Origin of the sequence: Kribbella sp. NBC_01484, assembly GCF_036227145.1 — a bacterium.
In the GTDB taxonomy this organism is placed as follows: Bacteria; Actinomycetota; Actinomycetes; order Propionibacteriales; family Kribbellaceae; genus Kribbella.
In genome coordinates this window covers 1,948,895-1,970,202 of record NZ_CP109437.1, presented here as the reverse complement: position 1 = coordinate 1,970,202, position 21,308 = coordinate 1,948,895, and the positions used below count along the sequence as shown (strand labels likewise).

Sequence of the window (21,308 nt, the reverse complement as noted above, 5' to 3'; positions counted from 1 at the left end):
CATGGACTAGGTTCACGCGCATGAGAATCCTGCGTGTGGCCGCTGTGGCGGCAGGAGGTCTGCTGTTGATGTCCCAGCTCGTCCCCGCCCAGGCGAGCGGCGGACCGTCGTACCAGTGGAAGCAGACGCCGACCGGGAGTACGGCGCAGTTCCGCGGGTTGTCGGCGGTCAGCAAGGACGTCGCCTGGGTGGGCGGGACCGAAGGGCAGGTGCTGCGGACCGTCGACGGCGGGAAGCACTGGCAGAACGTCAGCCCGCCCGGCGCCGGCGCACTGCAGTTCCGCGATGTCGAGGCGTTCGACGCGCAGCGGGCGCTGGTCCTGTCGATCGGCACCGGCGAGGACTCCCGGATCTACCGAACCGTCAACGGCGGCAAGACATGGACGGAGACGTTCCGGAACACGGATGGGAACGCCTTCTACGACTGCTTCGCCTTCAACGACCACAAGCACGGGCTGGCGTTGAGCGACCCGGTGGACGGGAAGTTCCGGATCGCGGCGACCTCGGACGGCGGCAAGTCGTGGAAGGTCCAGTCGAACGTCGGCATGCCGGCCGCGCTGACGGGGGAGTTCGCGTTCGCGGCGAGTGGGACCTGCCTGGTCGCCGGACCCGGCCGGACGGCGTGGTTCGCGTCCGGCGGCGGCGACCGTCCGCGGGTGTTCCGGACCGTTGACGGAGGCAAGCACTGGACGGTCGCCGACTCGCCGATGGCCAGTGGTGAGGCGGCCGGGATCTTCAGTCTCGCGTTCCGCGGGCCACTGTTCGGGGTCGCGGTCGGTGGCGACTTCCTCAAGCCGACCGAGGCCGTGAAGGCCGCGTCGGTCACGTACGACGGCGGCCGCACCTGGAAGCTGGTCCCGGCGGACAAGGCGCCGAAGGGCTACCGCAGCGGGTCGCACTTCGTGCCCTGGTCGCCGTCGACCGTGGTCGCGGTCGGACCATCGGGGAGTGACGTGAGCTTTGACGGCGGGCGCAGCTGGAAGCAGTTCTACGACGGCAGCTTCGACAGCGTCGAATGCGCCGGCCACGGGTCCCAAGCGGGCTGCTGGGCCTCGGGTGCCAAGGGCGCCGTCGCGCGACTCGTGCGCTGACGTTCAGGCCGGCGACACTCGGCGGTAGTGCGGGTGTCGCCGGTTTTCCGGAAAGATGAACGCATGCGTAAATTGCTAACGGTCCTCGTGGGGTTCTTGATGGTGATTCCAACCGTTGCCGCGGCTCGGCCCGACGCTGGGCGTCCGGCGCGGCCGCTGACCGTGATGACCTACAACATCCACCACGGCGCTGGGATCGACGGCGTCCTCGACCTCGAGCGGATCGCCGCACTGATCGAGAAGTCCGGTGCGGATGTGGTCGGGCTGCAGGAGGTCGACCGGCACTGGGACGTCCGGAGCAACTGGGTCGACCAGCCGGCCTGGTTCGCCGAGCGGCTCCAGATGCACTACGCGTACGCCGCCAACCTCGACCTCCCGCCGGTGAATCCGGGCGAGCCGCGGCGCCAGTACGGTACGGCGATCCTGTCGAAGTACCCGATCAAGGACTTCACCAACACCCTCCTGCCGCGCTACCCGACCGGGGAGCAGCGTGGGCTCGCGGTGGCGAGCATCAAGGTCCGCGGCGCCGACCTGCGGTTCGCGAACACGCACCTGACCAGCAACAACAACGCCGAGCGGCTGGAGCAGGCGCAGAAGGTGGTCGAGCTCCTCGGTACGTCGAAGGTCCCGACGCTGCTCGTGGGTGACCTGAACGCGACGCCGGAAAAGCCGGAGATCAAGACCCTGACCGCCGTCCTCGACGACACCTGGACCGAGGTCGGTGTCGGCCCGGGCTACACCATCGAGGCCGAGAACCCGACCAAACGGATCGACTTCCAGTTGCACAGCGCCGGGCTGAGCCCGGTCAACGCCGAGGTCCCGGTCACGCCGGCCTCCGACCACCTGCCCGTCGTCGCCACGTTCACTCTGCACTGACAGCCCACTTCGCGGCGCCCATCCGGCCTCCGGATGGGCGCCGTTGTCATGCCGTCGCGAATTACAAGCTTGTAGTTTGTCAAGCCGACACGCAGGTGCAACAAAGATACTTGTGTGAATGGTGTTCCCAATGGGGCTGCGGGCAACTAGTGTCACGTATGTGGTCCATGAGGACCAAAAGTTCACGAACCCTGGGGAAGGGGTTCGTGACTGGCGGAAGGAACGATTCCGATGCGGACGCCCTCGAGGGCCACGTCCGGCGGGCGGGTCGGGAGCACTGGGAAGACCGGTAGGGCGCTGCTCTCCGGGGTGCTCGCGATCTGCCTGGCCGGCTCGATGGCCATCCAAACGGTCCCGGCCGAGGCCGCCAAGCCGAAGCCGCCGGTCATTCCGTCCAAGGCCGCGGTCGAGCGGGCCAAGCAGGCCGCCGCCTCGAAGGCCGGCCAGGTGGCCGCGATCGAGCGGCAGCTCGCCGCGGCGAACGCGCGGCTCGAGCAACTCGGCATCCAGTCCGGGATCGCGGACGAGGCGTACAACGGCGCGGTGTACAAACTGCAGCAGGCCAAGGCGGAGGCGGCCGCCGCGGCGGCCCGGGCGGCGAAGGCGCAGCAGACCCTGGCCATCCAGCGGCAGCAGATCGGCCGGTTCGCGGCGGCGTCGTACCAGGGTGGTGGCGACGTGGCGAAGATCGCGCCGCTGTTCACCGCCGACGGTCCACAGCAGCTGCTCGACTCGGCCGGCGCGGCGCGCTCGGTGTCGACCGCGATGCAGGGGTCCTACCTGCGGTACACGGCGACCCAGGTGGTCACGAACCTGTTCAAGGTGCAGGCCGACCAGGCCGTCGTCAAGGTGAAGCAGGCGACCGACGAGGCCGCCAAGGCGAAGCAGGCGGCCGGGGACGCGGAGGCCGCCCAGGCCGCCGCGGTGACCGCGATGGGCGTGCAGCGGACGCAGTCGATCGCGCAGCTCGCCGTACTGCAGAACACGTCGGTCCGGGTGGCCGCCCAGCGGCAGCGGGGGCTCGAGGAGCTTGCGCGGCAACGCGCCGCCGCACTCGCCGCGCGGAAGGCCGCCGAGCTGAAGCGGCGGATCGCCGCCCGGGAGGCCGCCGAGCGGGCCCGGGAGAAGGCCGAGCAGGCGCGCGAGAAGGCCGAGCAGGCGCGGGAGGAGAAGGAGGCCCGCGAGCAGGCGAAGCGGAACCACGGCAAGAAGCCGCCGAAGCAGCACACGCCGGACCGGCCCAGCAACGACAACGGCAACGACAACGGCAACAGCCACAGCACGCGCCGGGGAGCGCAGGCGGCGATCGACTTCGCGATGTCCCAGCTCGGCGACATGTATCTGTGGGGCGGCACCGGCCCGTCTCGCTGGGACTGCTCCGGTCTGATGATGGGCGCGTGGGAGCGGGCCGGTGTCCAGCTGCCGCACTACAGCGTGGCGCAGTACGAGCAGATCCGGCACATCAACGAGGACGAGCTGCGGCCGGGCGACCTGATCTTCTGGGCGCTGAACCCGGACGACCCGGGGACCATCCACCACGTCGCGATGTACCTCGGCAACGGGCAGATGATCCACGCGCCCCGGACCGGCAAACCGGTGCAGATCGACAGCGTCTTCTACTGGATCCCGCCGAACTTCTTCGGCCGGCCGTGACAGTCAGCCGATCGGTCCAACTTCGAAACTCGTCTCCGACGCGGGCCTGATTCTCACTACGCGAGCTCCGGCCCGGGGAAGACGACGATCAGAAGGTCACCGGGTGAAGCCTTCATCGTGATGCCCCCAATCGGTCGGCGTCCGGTGCACCACCGTGTGCTCGGTGGGCCCCACTACCAGCACACGTGGCGTGGACCCGCCGTGCGCCGTCGAACGGAGGTCTTTCGGCCCAGGCGGAATCGAGGCCGCCGGCCGCAGGATGGACAGGTGAAGCGCGTGTATGAACGGCGGCAGTTGATTCTGTTCGTCGCCTCGACCCTGCTGCTGCTCGGTGGCGGCGTCGCGTGGTTGATCGATCTCCCGTCGGTCGCCGCCCTGTGCTGGGACGTAGGCACCGTGGCCGGTCTCGTGGCGTCGGTGGTCTGGACGGCCGGTGCGGTTCGGCGTCGTCAGCCCACCGTCGACATCATCGCGGTCCTGGCTCTGGCCGGCGCCCTGGCGATCGACGAACCGTTCGCCGGTGCGATGGTCACGGTGATGCTGGCCTCCGGCCAACTCCTGGAGGCGCGGGCGGCGGCCCGTGCCCGGCGCGAACTCAGCCTGTTGCTGGAACTGGCCCCGCGTACTGCGCACCGCCGGACCGGGAGCGGCGTCGTGGACGTCGCGGTCGACGAGATCACGCGCGGCGACCTGGTGCTAGTGGGCTCGGGCGAGGTTGTCCCTGTGGACGGCCGCCTCGTGACCGAGGCGCTCCTGGACGAGGCGGCGATGACCGGCGAGCCGCTCCCAGTGGAACGCGGGCCCGGCGAGGAGGTGCGCAGTGGCGTGGTGAACGCGGGTGCGCCGTTGGACCTCGTGGCTACCGCGACGTCGGCCGAGTCCACGTATGCGGGACTGGTCCGCCTGGTCGAGCAGGCTCAGGCCCGGTCCGCGCCGTTCGTGCGGACCGCCGACCGGCTCGCGGTGTACTTCGTCCCGCTCACGCTCCTCCTCGCGATCGGGGCGTGGGTGGCGAGCGCCGATCCCGTCCGTGCGGTGGCGGTGCTCGTGGTCGCGACGCCCTGCCCGCTGCTGCTCGCGGCCCCGATCGCGTTCATGTCAGGTCTGTCCCAGGCGGCGCGCCGCGGTGTCGTCGTCAAGGGCGGCGGCGCATTGGAGCGCCTGGCCGTCGGGCGCGTGATGCTGTTCGACAAGACCGGCACCCTCACAGCGGGGAGGCCGGCGGTGGCGAACGTCGTGACAGCCAACAGCCAGATCGGTCCCGACGACCTGCTGCGGCTGGCCGCTTCTCTGGACCAGGTGTCTCCGCACGTCCTCGCCACCGCGATCGTGACCGCGGCCGTGAACCGGGGACTTGGTCTGCAGATGCCCGAGGACGTCGTGGAAGAGCACGGCTACGGTGTGCGGGGACGGGTCGGCCCGCACGAAGTCCAGCTGGGCAAAGCATCCTGGATCGTGCCGGGTGAGCCGCCCGCCTGGGTGCGGCAGGTACGCCGGCGCGCGGATCTGGACGGTTCTGTGACCGTCTTCGCCGCTGTGGACGGCGCGCCCGCCGGAGCGTTCCTGCTGGAGGATTCGATCCGGCCCGACGCTCCACGCATGGTCCGGGCCCTGCGTGCGGCCGGTATCTCCCGCATCGTGCTCGTCACCGGTGACCGTGCGGACATCGCGGAGACCGTCGGCCGGATCGTCGGAGTCGACGCCGTGCTGGCCGACCGCGATCCGGCCGAGAAGCTTGCCGCGATCCAGGTCGAGCGCCGGTCCGCCGCCACGATCATGGTCGGCGACGGCGTGAATGACGCACCGGCCCTGGCCGCGGCCGATGTGGGCGTGGCGCTGGCGGCGCGCGGGGCGACGGCATCGTCCGAGGCAGCCGACGTCGTGTTGACGGTGGATCGGATCGACGCGCTCGCCGATGCGATCCTGATCGCGCAACGGTCCAAGCGCATCGCGCTGCAAGCTGTCGTCGTCGGCATGGGGCTCTCACTGGCGGCGATGGCCGCGGCCGCCGCCGGGCAACTGCCACCCGCCGTCGGCGCGGTCCTCCAGGAGGGCATCGACGTCCTGGCCATCGGCATCGCGCTTCGGGCCGTGCTGCCCGGAAAGGTGCACACGGTGACCGTGGACGCGTCCGATCTGGCTCATGCTCGCCGGCTGAAGGTGCAGCACGACGCCACCCTCGCCGTGGTCGAGCAGATCCGTACGGTGGCCGACGGGCTGTCGACGCAAAGCCGCGACCTTGCGCCAACTCGCGCGCTGATGGGACGGCTCGAGGCCGAACTGCTGCCGCACGAGCGTGCCGACGAGGAGGTACTCGTACCGCTCGTCGCCCGCGCTCTCGGCACCACAGCGGCAACCGCGGGCCTGAGCCGCACCCACGCCGAGATCGAGCATCAGATCGGTCGGTTGCGCCGGCTCCTCGGGGACCTGCACGCCGACGTCAGGCCTGAGGACGTCATCGAGCTCCGTCGCCTGCTGTACGGTCTGTACGCCGTGCTCCGGTTGCACAACGCCATGGAGACCGAGGGCGCGTTCAGCCTCATCCCAGCCGCGGAGTTGTCCGGCGAGCCAGACAGCGACCACAAGACGCCAGGCTTGCGGAGGGGTCGCCGGCGCCTGACGGCAACCCGAAGGCACAACCGATGACAGATCGACCGGACCGAACTGCCTACCCGCGGGTCACCGTCAACCATGATCAGAACGTGCACCCGGCAGCAGTCTGTTGCCGGGGGCCCCTTCTAGATCAGCCGGTGTCCGCCGTCGGCGTGCAGGACGGTGCCTGTGATGAAACCATTGCGCAGCAGGGCGATGATCGCGTCCGCAATGTCCTTGGTCCGGCCGATCCGGCCGACCGGGAGGCGCGCGGCCATCGCGGCCAGCGTGTCCGCGGTCGCGTCGCCGGCGACGTGCTGCCAGATCGGAGTGTCCACCCAGCCCGGCGAGACCACGTTGACCCGGAGCGGTGCGAGCTCGATCGCGAGCGCCGCGGCGAGTGACGCGAGTGCGCCGTTGAGTGCCGCGAGCAACGATGCCCGCGGCCCCGGCCGGTACGCCGCGATCCCGGACGTGAACACGATCGAGCCACCGGGTTCGAGCATCGACGCACCGTGCTTGGCGAGCAGCAACGGGCCGAGGAGCTTGGAGTCGACCGCGGATCGCGCCGCGTTCACGTCGTACTCGCTGATCGGCTGGTAAGCGCCGCCGACGTCGGCGGCGGTGGTGACGATGTGACTGACCTTGCCGGTGGTCGCGAACAACCGCTCGATGTCGCGCTCGACCCCGATGTCCATGGCCACGGTCCGCACGCCGAGCTCGCGGCCGACCGTGTCGAGCTTGCCGGCGGAGCGGCCGGCGATCGTCACTTCGCTGCCCTGGGCAACGAGTTCGGCGGCGAGTGCGCGACCCATGCCGGAACTGCCGCCGACGATCACTACGTGTTCTTGCACTGAGAACTCCCTTTGGTGGTTGACGTTTCGAGCCAACCACCGTGGGACTCAGTCCACCACGTCCTGTTGCCTAACGCCGGTTAGGCCTGGGCTAACGGTCAGCGCCTGGAGGACCGGGTTGTGCGAGTCGGTGCGCCAGACGGCGGCGTACCTGGCGATCAGCGGGCGTCCCTTCAAGGGGCGCCAGACGATGTCGGGGGTTGCGGCGCGGCGGGAGCCGAGGCTGATCGCGGAGCGGCGGACGAGCAGGGCGGAGCGGAGCTGGGAGTGGCTCATGCTGATGTCGCTGAGCCGGATCCCGTCACCGAGGCGGCTGAGCGCATCGTCGTAGAACTCCGGTGCCGCGGCACGCGGGATCCAGATCAGCTCGTGCCCGGTCAGATCGTCGAGGGTGAGCACGCTGCTCGCCGCCAGTGGATGGGTCGCGGCCAGCAGTACGCCGAGCTCCTCGGCGGCCAGGTGCTCCGAAGTGATTGCCGGCGGCAACGTCAGCGGGGTCCGGACCAGGCCGAGGTCGATCTCGCCGGCGGTGAGCATCCGGAGCTGGCCGGTGGTGGTGCCGGCCGCCAGGGTCACGGTGCTGTTCGGGAAGCGTTCGGTGGCGAGCTGTTCGAGGGCGGCGGGCAGCCATCCCGGGATGCCGTTGAGCAGGCCGAGCCGCAGCACCGGTTCGTCCAGGCCGGCCGCCCGGCGCGTGTCCTTCAGCGCCAGGCCGGCCGCCTGGATCGTCTCCCGGGCCCGGGCCAGGAAGACCTGCCCGGCCGGGGTGAGCTCGACGCCACGGCTGTGCCGGATCAGCAGGGTGGTGCCGACCTCGCGTTCGAGTTGTTTGATCTGCTGGCTCAGCGTCGGAGTGGAGATGTACAGCCGCTCGGCGGCCCGGCCGAAATGCAGTTCTTCCGCGACACCCACGAAGTACCGCATCTGCCGCAGCTCCACCAGGCGACCTTATCCGCTCTCATCTCCCTCGCCCTCGACCTTGTGCACCGATCAACCATCGAGAGCGCCCGCCGACGGTTGATCCGTGCACAAGGTTGCCCGGTCAGGGGTGGTGGGTGGGTCAGGTGGTGGCGATGAGGCGTCCGAGGTTGGTGCGGGCGTCGAGGGTTTCGTGGATGCGGACGACGTCGGTCAACGGATACGTGGCGTGGACGACCGGGCGCAGGTCGCCGGACTGCCAGCGGCGGGTGACCTCGGCGATGTCGGCACGGGCCTCGTCCGGGCGGGCCTGGCGCCAGCCCATCATCGAGACACCCGTGACGGATCGGCCGAAGAGGCCGAGGCCGGGGATCATCGGGAGCTCGGTCGTGATGGCGCCGTACGTGACCATCGTGCCGAGTGGCTTGACGAGGTCGAAGCCCTGGTCGAACACGGTGCCGCCGACCGCGTCGAGGGCTGTGTCGACGCCGTCGGGTGCGATCTCGCGGACCTTGGCCGGCCAGTCCGGGTCGGTCAGGTCGACGGCCTCGGCGCCGAGTTCCCGGATGAAGTCGAGCCGCTTGGCCGACGACGCCGTACCGATGATCGTCTTCGGGTCGAAGAATCGGGCCAGTTGGACGGCCAGGTGGCCGACGGTGCCGGCCGCGGACTGGATCAGCACGGTGCCGCCGGCGGGGATCCGGCCGGCCTCGAGGAGGCGGAGGGCGAGCGGCGCGGTCATCGACATCATCGTGGCCTCGCCCGCGTCGGCGTCGGCGGGGATCGGGGCGAGGAAGGCTCCGTCGGCGACGGCGAAGTCGGCGAAGGCGTCCTCGGACAGGGCGGCGACCCGTTGGCCGACCGCGACGCCGGGTGGCGTGTCTGGGCCGAGCTTGGCGATCCGGCCGACCACGTCGCCGGTGAGGGTGCCCGGCAGCGGGCGGTCCCAGGGGGAGCCGCCGGCCCGGAGAACGGTGTCGATGGCGTTGGCGCCGATCGCCTCGACCTCGATCAGGACCTGGCCGGCCGCGGGTTCGGGGACGGCGACCTCGTCGACCTGCAGGACGTCGGGGCTGCCGTGCCGGTGGAAGCGCACTGCGCGCATGGGCTGCTCCAAATCGTGGGAGTTATAAATAATGGGAGATTCCCACGATAACGCCAAGGGAGGGCCGATGCCAATAGAGTGGCTGGGTGAAGAAGGCGCCGACGCATCGTCTGGCCGACCGGGTGCTGTGGGCGCTGGGGCGGGCGAGTCAGCAGTCGCAGCGGCTGGTCCGGCAGCACATGACGGACGCCGGTGTGCGGACGCTGCACTACCACGTACTGGCGAGCCTGGCCGACGACGGCGAAGCCGTCCAGGCGACGCTGGCCGACCGGATCGTGCTGGACCGCAGCGACCTGGTCACCGTGCTCGACGAGCTGGAGGCGCTGGATTACGTCGTACGCCGGGTCGACCCGGCCGACCGCCGGCGGAAGATCGTCGCGATCACGGCGACGGGGAAGAAGCAGTTGGTCGCGATGGACCAGTTGATCTATGCGGCGGAGGCGGAGCTGCTCGAGCCGCTGAGTGCGAGTGAACGAAAGACTCTGCTGGAGTTGCTGGGCCGGCTGACCGCGGAGTGAATCCGCCGGCGCCGCGAGTGCGGGCCGGCGGCGTGGCTGCTCAGTGGCCTTCGGTTCAGTGGCCTTCGGTCTTCAGGCGGGCGAAGGAGGCGGTGATCTCGGCCTCGGCGTCGGCGCGGCCCACCCAGGTGGCGCCTTCGACGGACTTGCCGGGCTCGAGGTCCTTGTAGACCTCGAAGAAGTGCTGGATCTCGAGCCGGTCGAACTCGGGCACGTGGTGGATGTCGCGCAGGTGCTCCTGGCGCGGGTCGCCGGCCGGGACGCAGAGAACCTTGTCGTCCGGCCCCTTCTCGTCGGTCATCCGGAACATGCCGATGGCGCGGGCCCGGATCAGGCAGCCTGGGAACGTCGGCTCGGGCAGCAGCACCAGCGCGTCCAGCGGGTCGCCGTCCTGGCCCAGGGTGTCCTCGATGAAGCCGTAGTCGGACGGGTACTGAGTGGCCGTGAACAGGGTGCGGTCCAGGCGCAGCCGGTTCGTCTTGTGGTCCAGCTCGTACTTGTTGCGAGTGCCCTTGGGGATCTCGATGAAGACGTCGAACTCCATACGGCAGATACTGTCACGGTTCCGACCGACCGACTGACAGGAGCAGCCCGGTGGCTCGTCCTCCCCGTGCGGTGTTCGTCACGCTGCTCGCCACGGCCCTTTGTGTGGGCCTGGTGAGCGGTGCACGCGCCGTACCCGGATCAGTGCAGTCCGCCCAGCAGGCTCCCGTCGTACTGGCGCCGGCCAAGGGCGAGGGCGTCGCACCGACGGCGGCCGGCGTCCAGAAGGCGCTCGCCGCGATCCTCAAGGACCCGTCGCTCGGCAAGCACCGGGGCATCTACGTGTACGACGCCTCACGCGGCCAAGCGGTGTTCTCCGCCGGTACGGCGACTCCGTTCACCCCGGCGTCCACGCTGAAGCTGCTGACGACGGTCTCGGCGCTGGAGACCCTCGGAGCCGATCACACCTTCACCACGAAGGTGGTAAGCGCGGCCAATGGTTCGATCGTCCTGGTCGGCGGTGGTGACCCGTTGCTCGCCACGAAGCCCGCTGCGAGCTCCGACTTCCCGGCCCGTGCCACCCTGCAGACGCTGGCCGCGAGTACGGCCAAGGCACTGAAGGCGCAAGGCGTCACGCGCGTCACTCTCGGCTATGACGCCTCGCTCTTCACCGGTCCGGCTGCCAACGCGAACTGGGAGCCGAACTACCTGCCTGAAGGCATCGCGGCCCGCACCTCGGCGCTGTGGGTGAACGAGGGCCGGCTCTCTCCGGGCATGGCCAAGCGGTCGGACGCTCCGGCACAGGCGGCCGCAGCCGCGTTCGCGAGGCTCCTGACCGGTTACGGGATCACCGTGGCGCCGGCTGTCCGCGCCGCGGTCGCTCCGGCCGCGGCGAAGCCCCTCGCGCAGGTGGCGTCGCCGACGCTGGGCCAGATCGTCGAGTACATCAACCTGCACAGCGACAACGACGGGGCCGAGGTGCTGCTGCGCCAGGTCGGCCTGGCGACCAAGAACGGCGGTTCGTACGTCGGTGGCGTCAAGGGAGTCCGGGAGACGCTCACCAAGCTCGGGCTGGACGTCAGCAAAGCGCGGATCTTCGACGGCAGCGGCCTGACGCGGGCCAACAAGGTGCCGCTCGAGCTTCTGGCCGGCGCGGTCCGGGTGGCGGCGTCGGAGGACCACCCGGAGCTGCGGCACCTGCTGACCGGTCTGCCCGTCGCAGGCTTCAGCGGCAGCCTCGAAGACCGCTTCGTCGCGCCCGGTACGAGCACCGGCACCGGACTGGTCCATGCGAAGACCGGAACCCTCACCAACGTGCACAGCCTGGCCGGGCTGGCCCGTGACCGCACGGGCACGCTTCTGGTGTTCGCGATCGCCACGGACAGCGTCGCGGTCCCGCAGACCCTCAACGCCCGCGCCGCCCTCGACCGGGCCGCCGCAGCCCTCGCCAACTGCGGCTGCGCTGTCTGATCGGAAGCGCGTCTTGGGACATACGACTAGGGTCGGAACATGAGTACGGCGGAAGGCGGGACCACGGCCGAGATGGTCGACTGGCAGCTGGCGACCGGAGTGGCGCGCAAGCTGCTGCGCCCCGGACCGGCGGTCAGCCGCGCGGAGGCGGACCAGGTAGTGGCCGAGTTGCGTCAGTTCGCGGCCGACTCCGAGCACCACGTCCGGGAGTTCACGGGACTGCAGGCCACGTCGGCCACCGCGCCGGTCGTGATCGTGGACCGGCCCGGCTGGGTGCAGGCGAACGCGGACGGCTTCCGGACCGTGCTGCAGCCGCTGGCCGACAAGCTGCGGGAGAAGGCGGAGCGGACCGGCGGGCTGTCCTCGGCGGTCGGCTCCCGGGTGACGGCCATCGAGGCCGGCGCACTGCTCGCCTTCCTCTCTTCTAGAGTTCTTGGCCAGTTCGACCCGTTCTTCCCGGCCGAGCCGGACCCGGAGCGGCCCGATCTGACCGGCCGGCTCCTGCTGGTGGCGCCCAACGTGATGCACGTGGAGTCCGAGCTGGGCGTCGTACCGCGGGACTTCCGGCTGTGGGTGTGCCTGCACGAGGAGACGCACCGGGTGCAGTTCACCGCGGTCCCGTGGCTGCGGGATCACCTGCGGTCCGAGATCGCTCTGTTCCTGGACCAGGCCGAGCTGGACGCATCGGCGTACGCGGCGATGTTCCGGGAGGCTGTGCAGCGGCTGGGCCGGTCGATGCGGGGTGAGACCGAGCTGAGCCTGGTGGATCTGATGCAGTCGCCGGAGCAGCGGGCGGTGCTGGATCGGCTGACCGCGGTGATGTCGCTGCTCGAGGGCCACGCGGACTTCGTGATGGACGGGGTCGGGCCGTCGGTGATCCCGACCGTGGAGACCATCCGGTCCAAGTTCACGTCGCGCCGCCAGAGTGGCAACCCGGTGGACCAGCTGCTGAAGCGGCTGCTCGGACTGGACGCCAAGCTGCGGCAGTACAAGGACGGTGCCGCGTTCGTCCGCCGAGTGGTCGAACAGGTCGGCATGGACGGGTTCAACCGGGTGTGGACCGGTCCCAACACGCTGCCGACCAAGAACGAGATCGCGAACCCCGATGCCTGGGTCGCCCGGCTCCACGGCTGAGCCGCCGGGCCGGTCCACGGCCGAGGAGCTCGTCGAGCACCGGAGAGGGAAGCTGCACCCCGCGGTGGCGCGGACCCGGGAGGCGGTCCGGACCATGCTGTCCGAGCTGCCGCACAGTACGACGGTCCTGGTGGCGTGCTCGGGTGGCACGGACTCGCTCGCCCTGGCCGCGGCGACCGCCTTCGAGGCGCCCAAGCTCAAGCTCCGCGCCGGTGCAGTCATCGTCGACCACGGTCTCCAGGCGGACTCCGCCCATGTCGCCGAGACGGCCGCCGAGCAGTGCCGGGGGCTCGGACTCGACCCGGTCCTGGTGCGCCCGGTAGAGGTGGGCAGCGAGGGTGGCCCGGAGGCGGCGGCCCGGTCGGCCCGGTACGACGCCCTCCGCGACGCGGCCGACGAGTTCGGGGCGGACGTCGTACTGCTGGCGCATACTCGCGACGATCAGGCTGAGACCGTGCTGCTGGGGCTGGCCAGAGGGTCGGGTGCGCGTTCGCTGGCCGGGATGGCTCCGGTGGCCGGACTGCTCCGGCGGCCGTTCCTCGAGCTCCCACGCGCCACCACGGCGGCCGCGTGTATCGCGTCCGGACTCCGGCCGTGGCACGACCCGCACAACGACGATCCGCAGTACACCCGGGTCAGAGTCCGCCACGAGGTGCTTCCGGTGCTGGAGGAGGCGCTCGGGCCTGGAGTGCTCGAGGCACTGGCTCGTACGGCGGGACTCCTTCGGGCGGATGCGGATGCACTCGACATGCTCGCCGCGGACCTGGCGGAGACGGCGGTCCGGCGTACTGACGATCAGGTGCAGTGCGACGTCGGGATGCTGGCGGACGAGCCCGCCGCGCTGCGGACCAGGGCGCTGCGGCAGGCGGCCCTCGAAGCCGGTTGCCGGGCCACCGACCTCACCGCCGGGCACATCGCGGCCGTCGACGCACTCGTGACGGACTGGCGCGGACAGCGATGGATCGATCTCCCGCAAGGGGTCCGCGCGATCCGCCGGGGCGGGTTCATCGTCCTGGGTCCGGGTGTGACAGGCTGATCGTGTGGATGCGGCGGACATCGAGAAGGACCTGACCAAGATCCATTACACCGAGGACCAGATCCTGGCGAAGCTGCGGGAGCTGGCGGGGCGGATCGAGCAGGACTACGAGGGCAAGGACCTCCTGATGGTCGGCGTCCTGCGGGGCGCGGTGATGGTGATGGCCGACCTGGCCCGGTCGTTCAGCCGGCACGTGGAGATGGACTGGATGGCCATCTCGTCGTACGGCTCCGGGACGAAGTCGTCCGGTGTGGTCCGGATCCAGAAGGATCTGGACACCGACATCACCAACCGGCACGTGCTGATCGTCGAGGACATCATCGACACCGGGCTGACGCTGAGCTGGCTGGTCAGCAACCTGGAGTCACGGAAGCCGGCCTCGCTGGAGCTGTGCACCGCGTTCGTGAAGCCGGGCGCGGCCAAGATGCGGGTCCCGGTCAAGTACGTCGGGCTGGAGCTGCCGGACGAGTTCGTGGTCGGGTACGGGCTCGACTACGCGGAGAAATACCGGAACCTGCGCAGCGTGGCGACGCTCGCGCCGCACGTCTATTCCTGACGACGCCGGGGCGGTGGGGCGGGGAAAGTCCTAAACTGGTCCCTCGGGGCGGACTTGGTGACGGCCTGTACAACAGGTCGTACCGTCTTTGGTGACCCTCGTGGTGTGTTGTCTTGTGCGACACGAGACACTTGGACTGGTGTTACCGTCTCAAGCCCGCATACCCGGGCCTGCCGAGCTAGGAGGGACGGGGCGTAGGCCTCGATCATGGACGTGAAGCGCATCTTCCGCGGACCCCTGTTCTGGATCGTCATCGCCTTCCTGGGTGTACTGGTGATCGGACAGCTCCTGACCGGCTCGACCGGGTACAAGTCCGAGCCGACCGGCCAGGTCGTGCAGCTGATCCAGCAGGCCAAGTCGTCGAGCGACAAGACGATCAAGTCGGTGACGCTGATCGACCCCGACCAGGAGATCCGGGTCGAGAAGACCGACGGCACCAAGATCAAGGCGAACTGGGTCGACGGTCAGGCCGACACCCTCGGGGCCGACCTGCAGTCACTGTTCCAGAGCGGCAAGATCGAGCGGTACAACGTCGAGAACCCGAAGCCGAGCTTCATCGGCCAGGTGTTCTCCACGCTGATCCCGTTCCTGCTGATCGCGGTCGTCTTCATCTTCTTGATGAACTCCATGCAGGGCGGCGGATCGCGGGTGATGAGCTTCGCCAAGTCCAAGGCCAAGCTGATCACCAAGGACACTCCGAAGACCACGTTCGCGGACGTGGCCGGCTGTGACGAGGCGATCGAGGAGCTCGGCGAGATCAAGGAGTTCCTGCAGGAACCGGGGAAGTTCCAGGCGGTCGGCGCGAAGATCCCGAAGGGCGTCCTGCTCTACGGCCAGCCCGGTACCGGTAAGACCCTGCTGGCCCGCGCGGTCGCCGGTGAGGCGGGCGTGCCGTTCTACTCGATCTCCGGTTCGGACTTCGTCGAGATGTTCGTCGGTGTCGGTGCCTCCCGGGTCCGCGACCTGTTCGAGCAGGCCAAGACGAACGCCCCGGCGATCGTGTTCATCGACGAGATCGACGCCGTCGGCCGGCACCGTGGTGCGGGCCTCGGCGGTGGTCACGACGAGCGCGAGCAGACGCTGAACCAGCTGCTGGTCGAGATGGACGGCTTCGACATCCGCGGCGGTGTGATCCTGATCGCGGCCACCAACCGGCCCGACGTGCTCGACCCGGCGCTGCTGCGGCCCGGCCGGTTCGACCGGCAGATCGCCGTCGACGCGCCGGACCTGCCCGGTCGCGAGCAGATCCTCAAGGTGCACGCGCGGGGCAAGCCGATGGCGCCGGACGTGGACCTGCGGGCGGTCGCCCGTCGTACGCCGGGCTTCACCGGTGCCGACCTGGCCAACGTGCTGAACGAGGCTGCCCTGCTCACCGCGCGGAACAACCTGCAGGTGATCGACAACCGCGGGCTGGACGAGGCGATCGACCGGGTCATCGCCGGTCCGCAGCGCCGCAGCCGGCTGATGTCGGACAAGGAGAAGGTGCTGACGGCGTACCACGAGGGCGGCCACGCCCTGGTGGCGGCCGCGCTGCCGCACTCCGACCCGGTGCAGAAGGTGACGATCCTGCCGCGGGGCCGGGCGCTCGGCTACACGATGGTGATGCCGGACGAGGACAAGTACTCGACCACCCGGTCCGAGATGCTGGACAAGCTGGCCTACATGCTCGGTGGCCGTGCGGCCGAGGAGATGGTCTTCCACGACCCGACCACCGGCGCCAGCAACGACATCGAGAAGGCGAGCGCGCTGGCCCGGGCGATGGTCACGCAGTACGGCATGACCGAGCGGCTCGGCGCGATCAAGTTCGGCTCGGACGGCAGTGAGCCGTTCCTGGGCCGCGACTTCGGCAGCCAGCGCAACTACTCCGAGGAGATCGCGGCCGCGGTCGACGAGGAGGTCGGCAAGCTGATCCTGAACGCGCACCAGGAGGCCTTCGACATCCTGGTCGAGAACCGCGCGGTCCTGGACCACCTGGTCGAGGAACTGCTGGAGAAGGAGACCCTGGACAAGAACGAGATCGCCCGGGTCTTCGCGCCGGTGGTCAAGCGGGAGCGGCGGCCGGCCTGGACCGGTTCGTCCACCCGGGTGCCGTCGGACCAGCCGCCGGTGATGCCGATGCCGACCCGCGCCGAGCAGAACGGCTCGCTGTCCGATGTCCTGCCGGGCGGTTCGGTCGGCCCCGACGAGGCCGTCCGCCCGCCGACCTACGGCAGCGGCCCAACCCCGCCGTCTCCCAACGACTGAGCTGACACACAGCGCCGCCACCCGGATCGGGTGGCGGCGTTGTTCTGTCTACAGTGGCGAGATGACGTCGCCGAAGTTCGACCATGCACGGGCGGAGCGGGCCGTCCGCGAACTGCTGATCGCGATCGGGGAGGACCCGGATCGCGAGGGCCTACTGGACACGCCGGCTCGAGTGGCCCGCTCGTACGCCGAGATGACCGGCGGACTGGGTCAGCGGGCCGAGGACGTGCTGACGACGACCTTCGACATCGGCCACGACGAGATGGTGCTGGTGAAGGACATCGAGGTCTGGAGCCTGTGCGAGCACCACCTGGTGCCGTTCACCGGGGTCGCCCACGTCGGCTACATCCCCAGCCGGGACGGCCGGATCACCGGGCTGTCGAAGCTCGCCCGGCTAGTCGACCTGTACGCGAAACGACCGCAGGTCCAGGAACGGCTGACCACCCAGGTCGCCGAGTCCCTGGTCGAGCTCCTCGAGCCGCGCGGGGTGATCGTGGTGATCGAGTGCGAACACCTCTGCATGACCATGCGCGGCGTCCGCAAACCCGGCGCCAAGACCATCACCTCCGCCGTCCGCGGCCAGCTCCGCAACCCCGTCACCCGCGCCGAGGCGATGAGCCTGATCGTCGGCTGAAACACCCTCCGTAGCCTCGGGCAGCCTTGATTCGTTGGAGTTTGGAAGCCGATACCTGTAGACATTCTGTCGCTGAGCGTTTACTTTCCGTAGTGGCGCTAGGCCAACGGGGACCAGGTGCCGGTGTGAGGAGGACAGGATGTCGGGGCGTTTCCGGGTCGGCGCCGCTCTTGCCGGGGTCGTCGTACTGACGGCCGGTGGGCTGGTCGCGGCGAACTGGGCCACCGCCGAGACGCGGACCAAGCCGACCGGGCAGAAGTCCGATCCGGTCGGGAAGGTGACCGAGCGGTCGCCGGCGGTCGCGGAGGCACTCGAGGAGCACCTCGAGCCGGACTCGGGCGTGGTCGGCAGCTACTACGACGACGCCGGTGACCTGGTCGTCGCGGTGTCCGACCTGACCGCCGCCGAGCTGGTCCGCGAGGCCGGCGCCATCCCGCGGCTGGTCCGCTTCACGATCGGCCAGCTGACCGTCGTGCAGCGCGAGCTGGACCAGCTCGCCACCGGCTCCAGCGCGGGCAAGGTCCGGTCCTGGTACGTCGATCCCGTCTCGGGCACCGTGGTCGTCACCGTGCCGGCGGGCGCGCACGACCAGCTCACCGAGCGGTTCCTGTCCCGCGCCGAAGCGAACGGCGACCGGGTCACGGTCCGCACCGTCGCCGGCACGGTGACCACGACCGCCGACGACTTCAGCCTGCGCGGCGGGGTCCAGGTGGACAAGAACACCGGGTATGTCTGCTCGCTCGGCTTCAACGCCCGGACCACCAAGGGCACCCGGATCTTCCTGACCGCCGGGCACTGCACGGCCGGCAAACCGTCGTTCTCGCGGAACGGCTACATCCTCGGCAACACCCGGACGTCGAGTTTCCCGGGCAACGACTTCGGCACGGTCGGCGTGATCGAGGGCTGGGACCAGCAGGGGTACGTCGAGGGCTGGGGAGCCGGCGACATCGCGGTCCGCGGGATCGCGAACGCGACCGTCGGATCCACGCTCTGCAAGTCGGGCAAGAGCACCGGCTGGACCTGCGGCCGGATCGTCGCCCGGAACGTGACCGTCAACTACGGCAGCAACAAGGTCGTCCGCGGGCTCTTCCAGCACACCGCGTGCGTCGAGGCCGGCGACTCCGGCGGCGCGAACATGACCGGCAACTACGCCCAGGGCATCACCAGTGGGGCCGCGCTGATCGACGGGCAGTGCCTGGAGAAGTACGGCCAGACCAACGAGTCCTACGCACAGCCGATCGCAGAAGCGCTTCAAGCCACCAAGTCACGGTTGGTCCTCAGTAACTGATCCCACCTGGTGGGGTTGGGGGTGGGGGCCACTACGGTGGTCGGGTGAGCGATGGGTCGTGGGGTCACGTCGACGGGCTGCCGGTGCTGGACCGGTGTCTCGTCATGGGCGTCGTCAACGTGACACCGGACTCGTTCTCCGACGGCGGTGAGTGGTTCGAGCCGGCCGCCGCGATCAAGCACGGCCGGGAGTTGCTGGCCGACGGGGCCGATCTGCTCGACGTCGGCGGGGAGTCGACCCGGCCGGGCGCCGAGCGGCCCGCGCCCGAGGAGGAGATCCGCCGGGTGCTCCCGGTGATCGAGACGCTCGCCGCCGAGGGCGCGCTGATCTCGGTCGACACCATGCGAGCCGGCGTCGCCGCACTCGCCCTCGACGCCGGTGCGGTGATGATCAACGACGTGTCCGGCGGCCAGGCCGACCCGGACATGCTTGCGCTGGTGGCAGAGCGCCGTACGCCGTATGTCTGTATGCACTGGCGTGGCCACTCGATCGACATGCAGAACAAGGCGGAGTACGTCGATGTGGTCGCCGAGGTGATTGCGGAACTCGCCGAGCGGATCGACGCGATCCGTGCGGCCGGCGTCGATCTCGGCCGGGTCGCGCTCGACCCCGGACTCGGTTTCGCGAAGAACGCGGACCACAACTGGGAGATCCTGCGGAGGTTGCGGGAATTCGCCGTACTGGATCGGCCGTTGTTGATCGGTGCGTCCCGGAAGGCGTTCCTCGGTAGGCTGCTCGCCGACGAGCAGACCGGTGAACCCAGACCGGCCGTACGACGAGACGATGCGAGCGCGGCTGTATCCGCCCTGGCCGCCGCAGCGGGAGCCTGGTGTGTCCGGGCGCACGCGGTGGCGCCGAGCGCGGACGCTGTCCGGGTGGCGAAGAGATGGGGAGCGGTATGACGGACGGACCGGGCAGTCCGCGCCGGAGCGCAGGAGGCGAAGGCGCGCGCGGTGCCTCGGTGGAGGACGTCGTGCTGACCGCCAACACCGCGTTCTACAACGCGTTCGAGGCCGGCGACCTGGACCTGATGGCGGCGGTCTGGCTGCCGGAGCCCGACCCGGTCTGTATCCACCCCGGGAACGCGGCCATCTCCGGATACGCCGAGATGATGCGCGCCTGGGCGATGATCTTCGCGAACACGCCGTACATCCAGTTCTTCCTCACCGATGTGCAGGTGCGCGTGGATGAAGACGTGGCATACGTCACGTGTACGGAGAATGTCCTGTCCTCGGGTGAAGGTGCTCCCGAGGAGGGGTTCGCGGGCGGCAAGGCGCTCGCCACGAACGTTTTCCGTCGAACTTCTACCGGCTGGCGGTTGTGGATCCACCATGCCTCACCGGTACTGTCGTCTGGGGGCCGACAGGAGGAGGCGGAATGAGCGGTCCCGTGCTAACTCCTGATGTGATCGAGATCCGTGGTATCCGTGGGTTCGGGCGCCATGGAGTGTTCGAGCACGAGCGAGCCGACGGGCAGGAGTTCGTCGTGGATGTCCGGCTGGAGCTGGACACCAGGCCCGCCGCGGCCTCCGACAACCTGGCCGACACCGTGAACTACGGGGTGGTGGCCGAGCAGGTGCACCAGGCGATCGAGAACGACCCGGTGGATCTGATCGAGACCCTCGCCCAGCGCATCGCCGACCTGTGCCTCGCCGACCGGCGGGTGACAGCGACCGCGGTGACCATCCACAAACCCTCGGCGCCGATCACGGTGCCGTTCGACGACGTTGTCCTGACCGTGCAGCGCAGAGCCGGAGAATCCTCGTGACTGAGACCCCTAGTCCCCACGTCATCGACGCGGACACCCTGAGCGGTGGCCTGAAGCCGATCCGCCAGGTCATCCTGTCGCTCGGCAGCAATCTCGGCGATCGTGAGGCGAACCTGCAGGGCGCGGTCGATGCGCTGCGGGACACCCCGGACGTCGTGGTGGTCGAGGTCTCACCGCTCTACGAGACCCAGCCGGTCGGCGGCCCGGACGAGTCCGGCCCGTACCTGAACGTCGTTCTGCTGGCCGACTCGACGCTGTCGGTCGACCTGCTGCTGGACCGCGCGCACGCGATCGAGCAGGCGTTCGGCCGGGAGCGCAGCGTGCCGGGCGCGCCGCGGACCCTCGACGTCGACCTGATCACGTACGGCCAGAAGACGATCGAGTCCGAGGAACTGACCGTGCCGCACCCGCGGGCGCACGAGCGTGCGTTCGTCCTCGCGCCCTGGCTCGACATCGAGCCGGACGCGGTGCTGCCGGGTCATGGCCCGGTCACCGAACTGCTCGCCAAGGTCGGCACCGAGGGCGTGACCAAGCTCGACATCGAGCTGCAGTAGTGGTGTCCGGCGGTCCCGAGCCAGGCCAGGCGCCCAGTAACGAGCCCGGCAAGGAACCGCCGCGTCCGGGCTCGGTCCGGCCGACCTCACGCCGGCTGCTGATCGCGATCGCAGTCCTCGGGGCGGCGATCGGCGTGACCATCGTGCAGGCGATCGAGTCCAGCGGCGGTGTCGCGCCGGCCGTCTCCTGGCTGACCCTGATCGCCTGGAGCTTCCTGGCCGCGCTGCTGTTCGCCGCGGCCCGCAACACTCATCAGCGGATCCAGGTCCGCCGGGAGCGGATGGAACCGTCCCGCGCGGTGTTCCTGTTGCTGATCGGGAAGGCGAGCGCGTTCGTCGGCGCGTTGTGCGCCGGGGTTTACGCAGGGTTCGCGTTATCCTTCCTGGAGGCGATGGGCTCCTCCGGGCCTCGTAACCGTGTGATCATGGCCGGTGCCGCGGCAGTGATCTCAGTGCTGGTCGTCACGGCCGGATTGTTGCTCGAACGCGCGTGTCGTATTCCCGAGGACCCCGACGAGACCCCCTAACATGTCGG

General features: G+C 69.7%; 21 protein-coding genes. 17 read left to right on the top strand and 4 right to left on the bottom strand.

Annotated features, from left to right (window positions below):
* Positions 1 to 20 precede the first annotated feature (20 nt).
* From OG555_RS09665 to OG555_RS09650, 4 genes are all read left to right on the top strand, one after another.
* Positions 21 to 1,091, top strand: coding sequence for a WD40/YVTN/BNR-like repeat-containing protein (locus OG555_RS09665; RefSeq protein ID WP_329482469.1), 1,071 nt, complete (start codon positions 21 to 23; stop codon positions 1,089 to 1,091).
* A gap of 63 nt (positions 1,092 to 1,154) precedes the next feature.
* The gene (locus tag OG555_RS09660; protein WP_329482468.1) at positions 1,155 to 1,967 is read left to right on the top strand and encodes an endonuclease/exonuclease/phosphatase family protein; all 813 of its coding nucleotides are present in this window, start codon (positions 1,155 to 1,157) and stop codon (positions 1,965 to 1,967) included.
* Between the two features lie 231 nt (positions 1,968 to 2,198).
* Entirely contained in the window at positions 2,199 to 3,620 is a 1,422-nt protein-coding gene (locus tag OG555_RS09655) for a C40 family peptidase (protein WP_329482467.1), read from the top strand.
* A gap of 267 nt (positions 3,621 to 3,887) precedes the next feature.
* Positions 3,888 to 6,266, top strand: a complete 2,379-nt coding sequence (locus OG555_RS09650) for a heavy metal translocating P-type ATPase (RefSeq protein ID WP_329482466.1) — start codon at positions 3,888 to 3,890, stop codon at positions 6,264 to 6,266.
* Positions 6,267 to 6,358: 92 nt separating this feature from the next.
* Here the strand turns inward: OG555_RS09650 and OG555_RS09645 are convergent, their stop codons facing one another.
* From OG555_RS09645 to OG555_RS09635, 3 genes are all read right to left on the bottom strand, one after another.
* Positions 6,359 to 7,066, bottom strand: a complete 708-nt coding sequence (locus tag OG555_RS09645) for an SDR family oxidoreductase (protein WP_329482465.1) — start codon at positions 7,064 to 7,066, stop codon at positions 6,359 to 6,361.
* A 48-nt stretch (positions 7,067 to 7,114) separates the two neighbouring features.
* Positions 7,115 to 8,005 carry a LysR family transcriptional regulator gene (locus OG555_RS09640; RefSeq protein ID WP_329482464.1) on the bottom strand — a complete coding sequence of 297 codons (891 nt, stop codon included), beginning with the start codon at positions 8,003 to 8,005 and terminating at the stop codon, positions 7,115 to 7,117.
* Positions 8,006 to 8,126: 121 nt separating this feature from the next.
* Positions 8,127 to 9,089 (bottom strand): quinone oxidoreductase family protein, encoded by a 963-nt coding sequence (locus OG555_RS09635; protein WP_329482462.1) that lies wholly within the window; start codon positions 9,087 to 9,089, stop codon positions 8,127 to 8,129.
* An 86-nt stretch (positions 9,090 to 9,175) separates the two neighbouring features.
* Between OG555_RS09635 and OG555_RS09630 the strand changes: the two genes are divergently transcribed.
* Positions 9,176 to 9,607, top strand: coding sequence for a MarR family winged helix-turn-helix transcriptional regulator (locus OG555_RS09630; RefSeq protein WP_329482461.1), 432 nt, complete (start codon positions 9,176 to 9,178; stop codon positions 9,605 to 9,607).
* 55 nt (positions 9,608 to 9,662) lie between these two features.
* Here the strand turns inward: OG555_RS09630 and OG555_RS09625 are convergent, their stop codons facing one another.
* A complete protein-coding gene (locus tag OG555_RS09625; protein WP_328525793.1) occupies positions 9,663 to 10,151 on the bottom strand; it encodes an inorganic diphosphatase in 489 nt (162 codons plus the stop codon).
* Positions 10,152 to 10,201: 50 nt separating this feature from the next.
* Here OG555_RS09625 and dacB point away from each other — a divergent pair, with 50 nt between their 5' ends.
* The 12 genes from dacB to OG555_RS09565 all read left to right on the top strand — a co-directional run bounded on the left by dacB (position 10,202) and on the right by OG555_RS09565 (position 21,300).
* Entirely contained in the window at positions 10,202 to 11,560 is a 1,359-nt protein-coding gene (dacB, locus tag OG555_RS09620; protein ID WP_329482460.1) for a D-alanyl-D-alanine carboxypeptidase/D-alanyl-D-alanine endopeptidase, read from the top strand.
* 39 nt (positions 11,561 to 11,599) lie between these two features.
* The gene (locus tag OG555_RS09615; RefSeq protein ID WP_329482459.1) at positions 11,600 to 12,694 is read left to right on the top strand and encodes a zinc-dependent metalloprotease; all 1,095 of its coding nucleotides are present in this window, start codon (positions 11,600 to 11,602) and stop codon (positions 12,692 to 12,694) included.
* Positions 12,666 to 13,730 (top strand): tRNA lysidine(34) synthetase TilS, encoded by a 1,065-nt coding sequence (gene tilS / locus OG555_RS09610; protein WP_329482458.1) that lies wholly within the window; start codon positions 12,666 to 12,668, stop codon positions 13,728 to 13,730. Before OG555_RS09615 ends, tilS begins: the two co-directional genes overlap by 29 nt.
* A 4-nt stretch (positions 13,731 to 13,734) precedes the next feature.
* Entirely contained in the window at positions 13,735 to 14,286 is a 552-nt protein-coding gene (gene hpt, locus OG555_RS09605; protein WP_328525797.1) for a hypoxanthine phosphoribosyltransferase, read from the top strand.
* A gap of 207 nt (positions 14,287 to 14,493) precedes the next feature.
* On the top strand, positions 14,494 to 16,530 hold the full coding sequence (gene ftsH, locus OG555_RS09600) for an ATP-dependent zinc metalloprotease FtsH (protein WP_329482457.1): 2,037 nt from the start codon (positions 14,494 to 14,496) through the stop codon (positions 16,528 to 16,530).
* Between the two features lie 61 nt (positions 16,531 to 16,591).
* Positions 16,592 to 17,164 (top strand): GTP cyclohydrolase I FolE, encoded by a 573-nt coding sequence (folE, locus tag OG555_RS09595; RefSeq protein WP_328525799.1) that lies wholly within the window; start codon positions 16,592 to 16,594, stop codon positions 17,162 to 17,164.
* 139 nt (positions 17,165 to 17,303) lie between these two features.
* On the top strand, positions 17,304 to 18,452 hold the full coding sequence (locus OG555_RS09590) for a S1 family peptidase (protein WP_329482456.1): 1,149 nt from the start codon (positions 17,304 to 17,306) through the stop codon (positions 18,450 to 18,452).
* A gap of 104 nt (positions 18,453 to 18,556) precedes the next feature.
* On the top strand, positions 18,557 to 19,354 hold the full coding sequence (folP, locus tag OG555_RS09585) for a dihydropteroate synthase (RefSeq protein WP_329484791.1): 798 nt from the start codon (positions 18,557 to 18,559) through the stop codon (positions 19,352 to 19,354).
* Positions 19,351 to 19,833, top strand: a complete 483-nt coding sequence (locus OG555_RS09580; protein ID WP_328525801.1) for a nuclear transport factor 2 family protein — start codon at positions 19,351 to 19,353, stop codon at positions 19,831 to 19,833. Before folP ends, OG555_RS09580 begins: the two co-directional genes overlap by 4 nt.
* Positions 19,830 to 20,219 carry a dihydroneopterin aldolase gene (folB, locus tag OG555_RS09575; protein WP_328525802.1) on the top strand — a complete coding sequence of 130 codons (390 nt, stop codon included), beginning with the start codon at positions 19,830 to 19,832 and terminating at the stop codon, positions 20,217 to 20,219. Before OG555_RS09580 ends, folB begins: the two co-directional genes overlap by 4 nt.
* The gene (folK, locus tag OG555_RS09570; RefSeq protein ID WP_328525803.1) at positions 20,216 to 20,773 is read left to right on the top strand and encodes a 2-amino-4-hydroxy-6-hydroxymethyldihydropteridine diphosphokinase; all 558 of its coding nucleotides are present in this window, start codon (positions 20,216 to 20,218) and stop codon (positions 20,771 to 20,773) included. Before folB ends, folK begins: the two co-directional genes overlap by 4 nt.
* Positions 20,774 to 20,775: 2 nt before the next feature.
* Positions 20,776 to 21,300 carry a DUF3180 domain-containing protein gene (locus OG555_RS09565; RefSeq protein ID WP_329482455.1) on the top strand — a complete coding sequence of 175 codons (525 nt, stop codon included), beginning with the start codon at positions 20,776 to 20,778 and terminating at the stop codon, positions 21,298 to 21,300.
* Positions 21,301 to 21,308 lie beyond the last annotated feature (8 nt).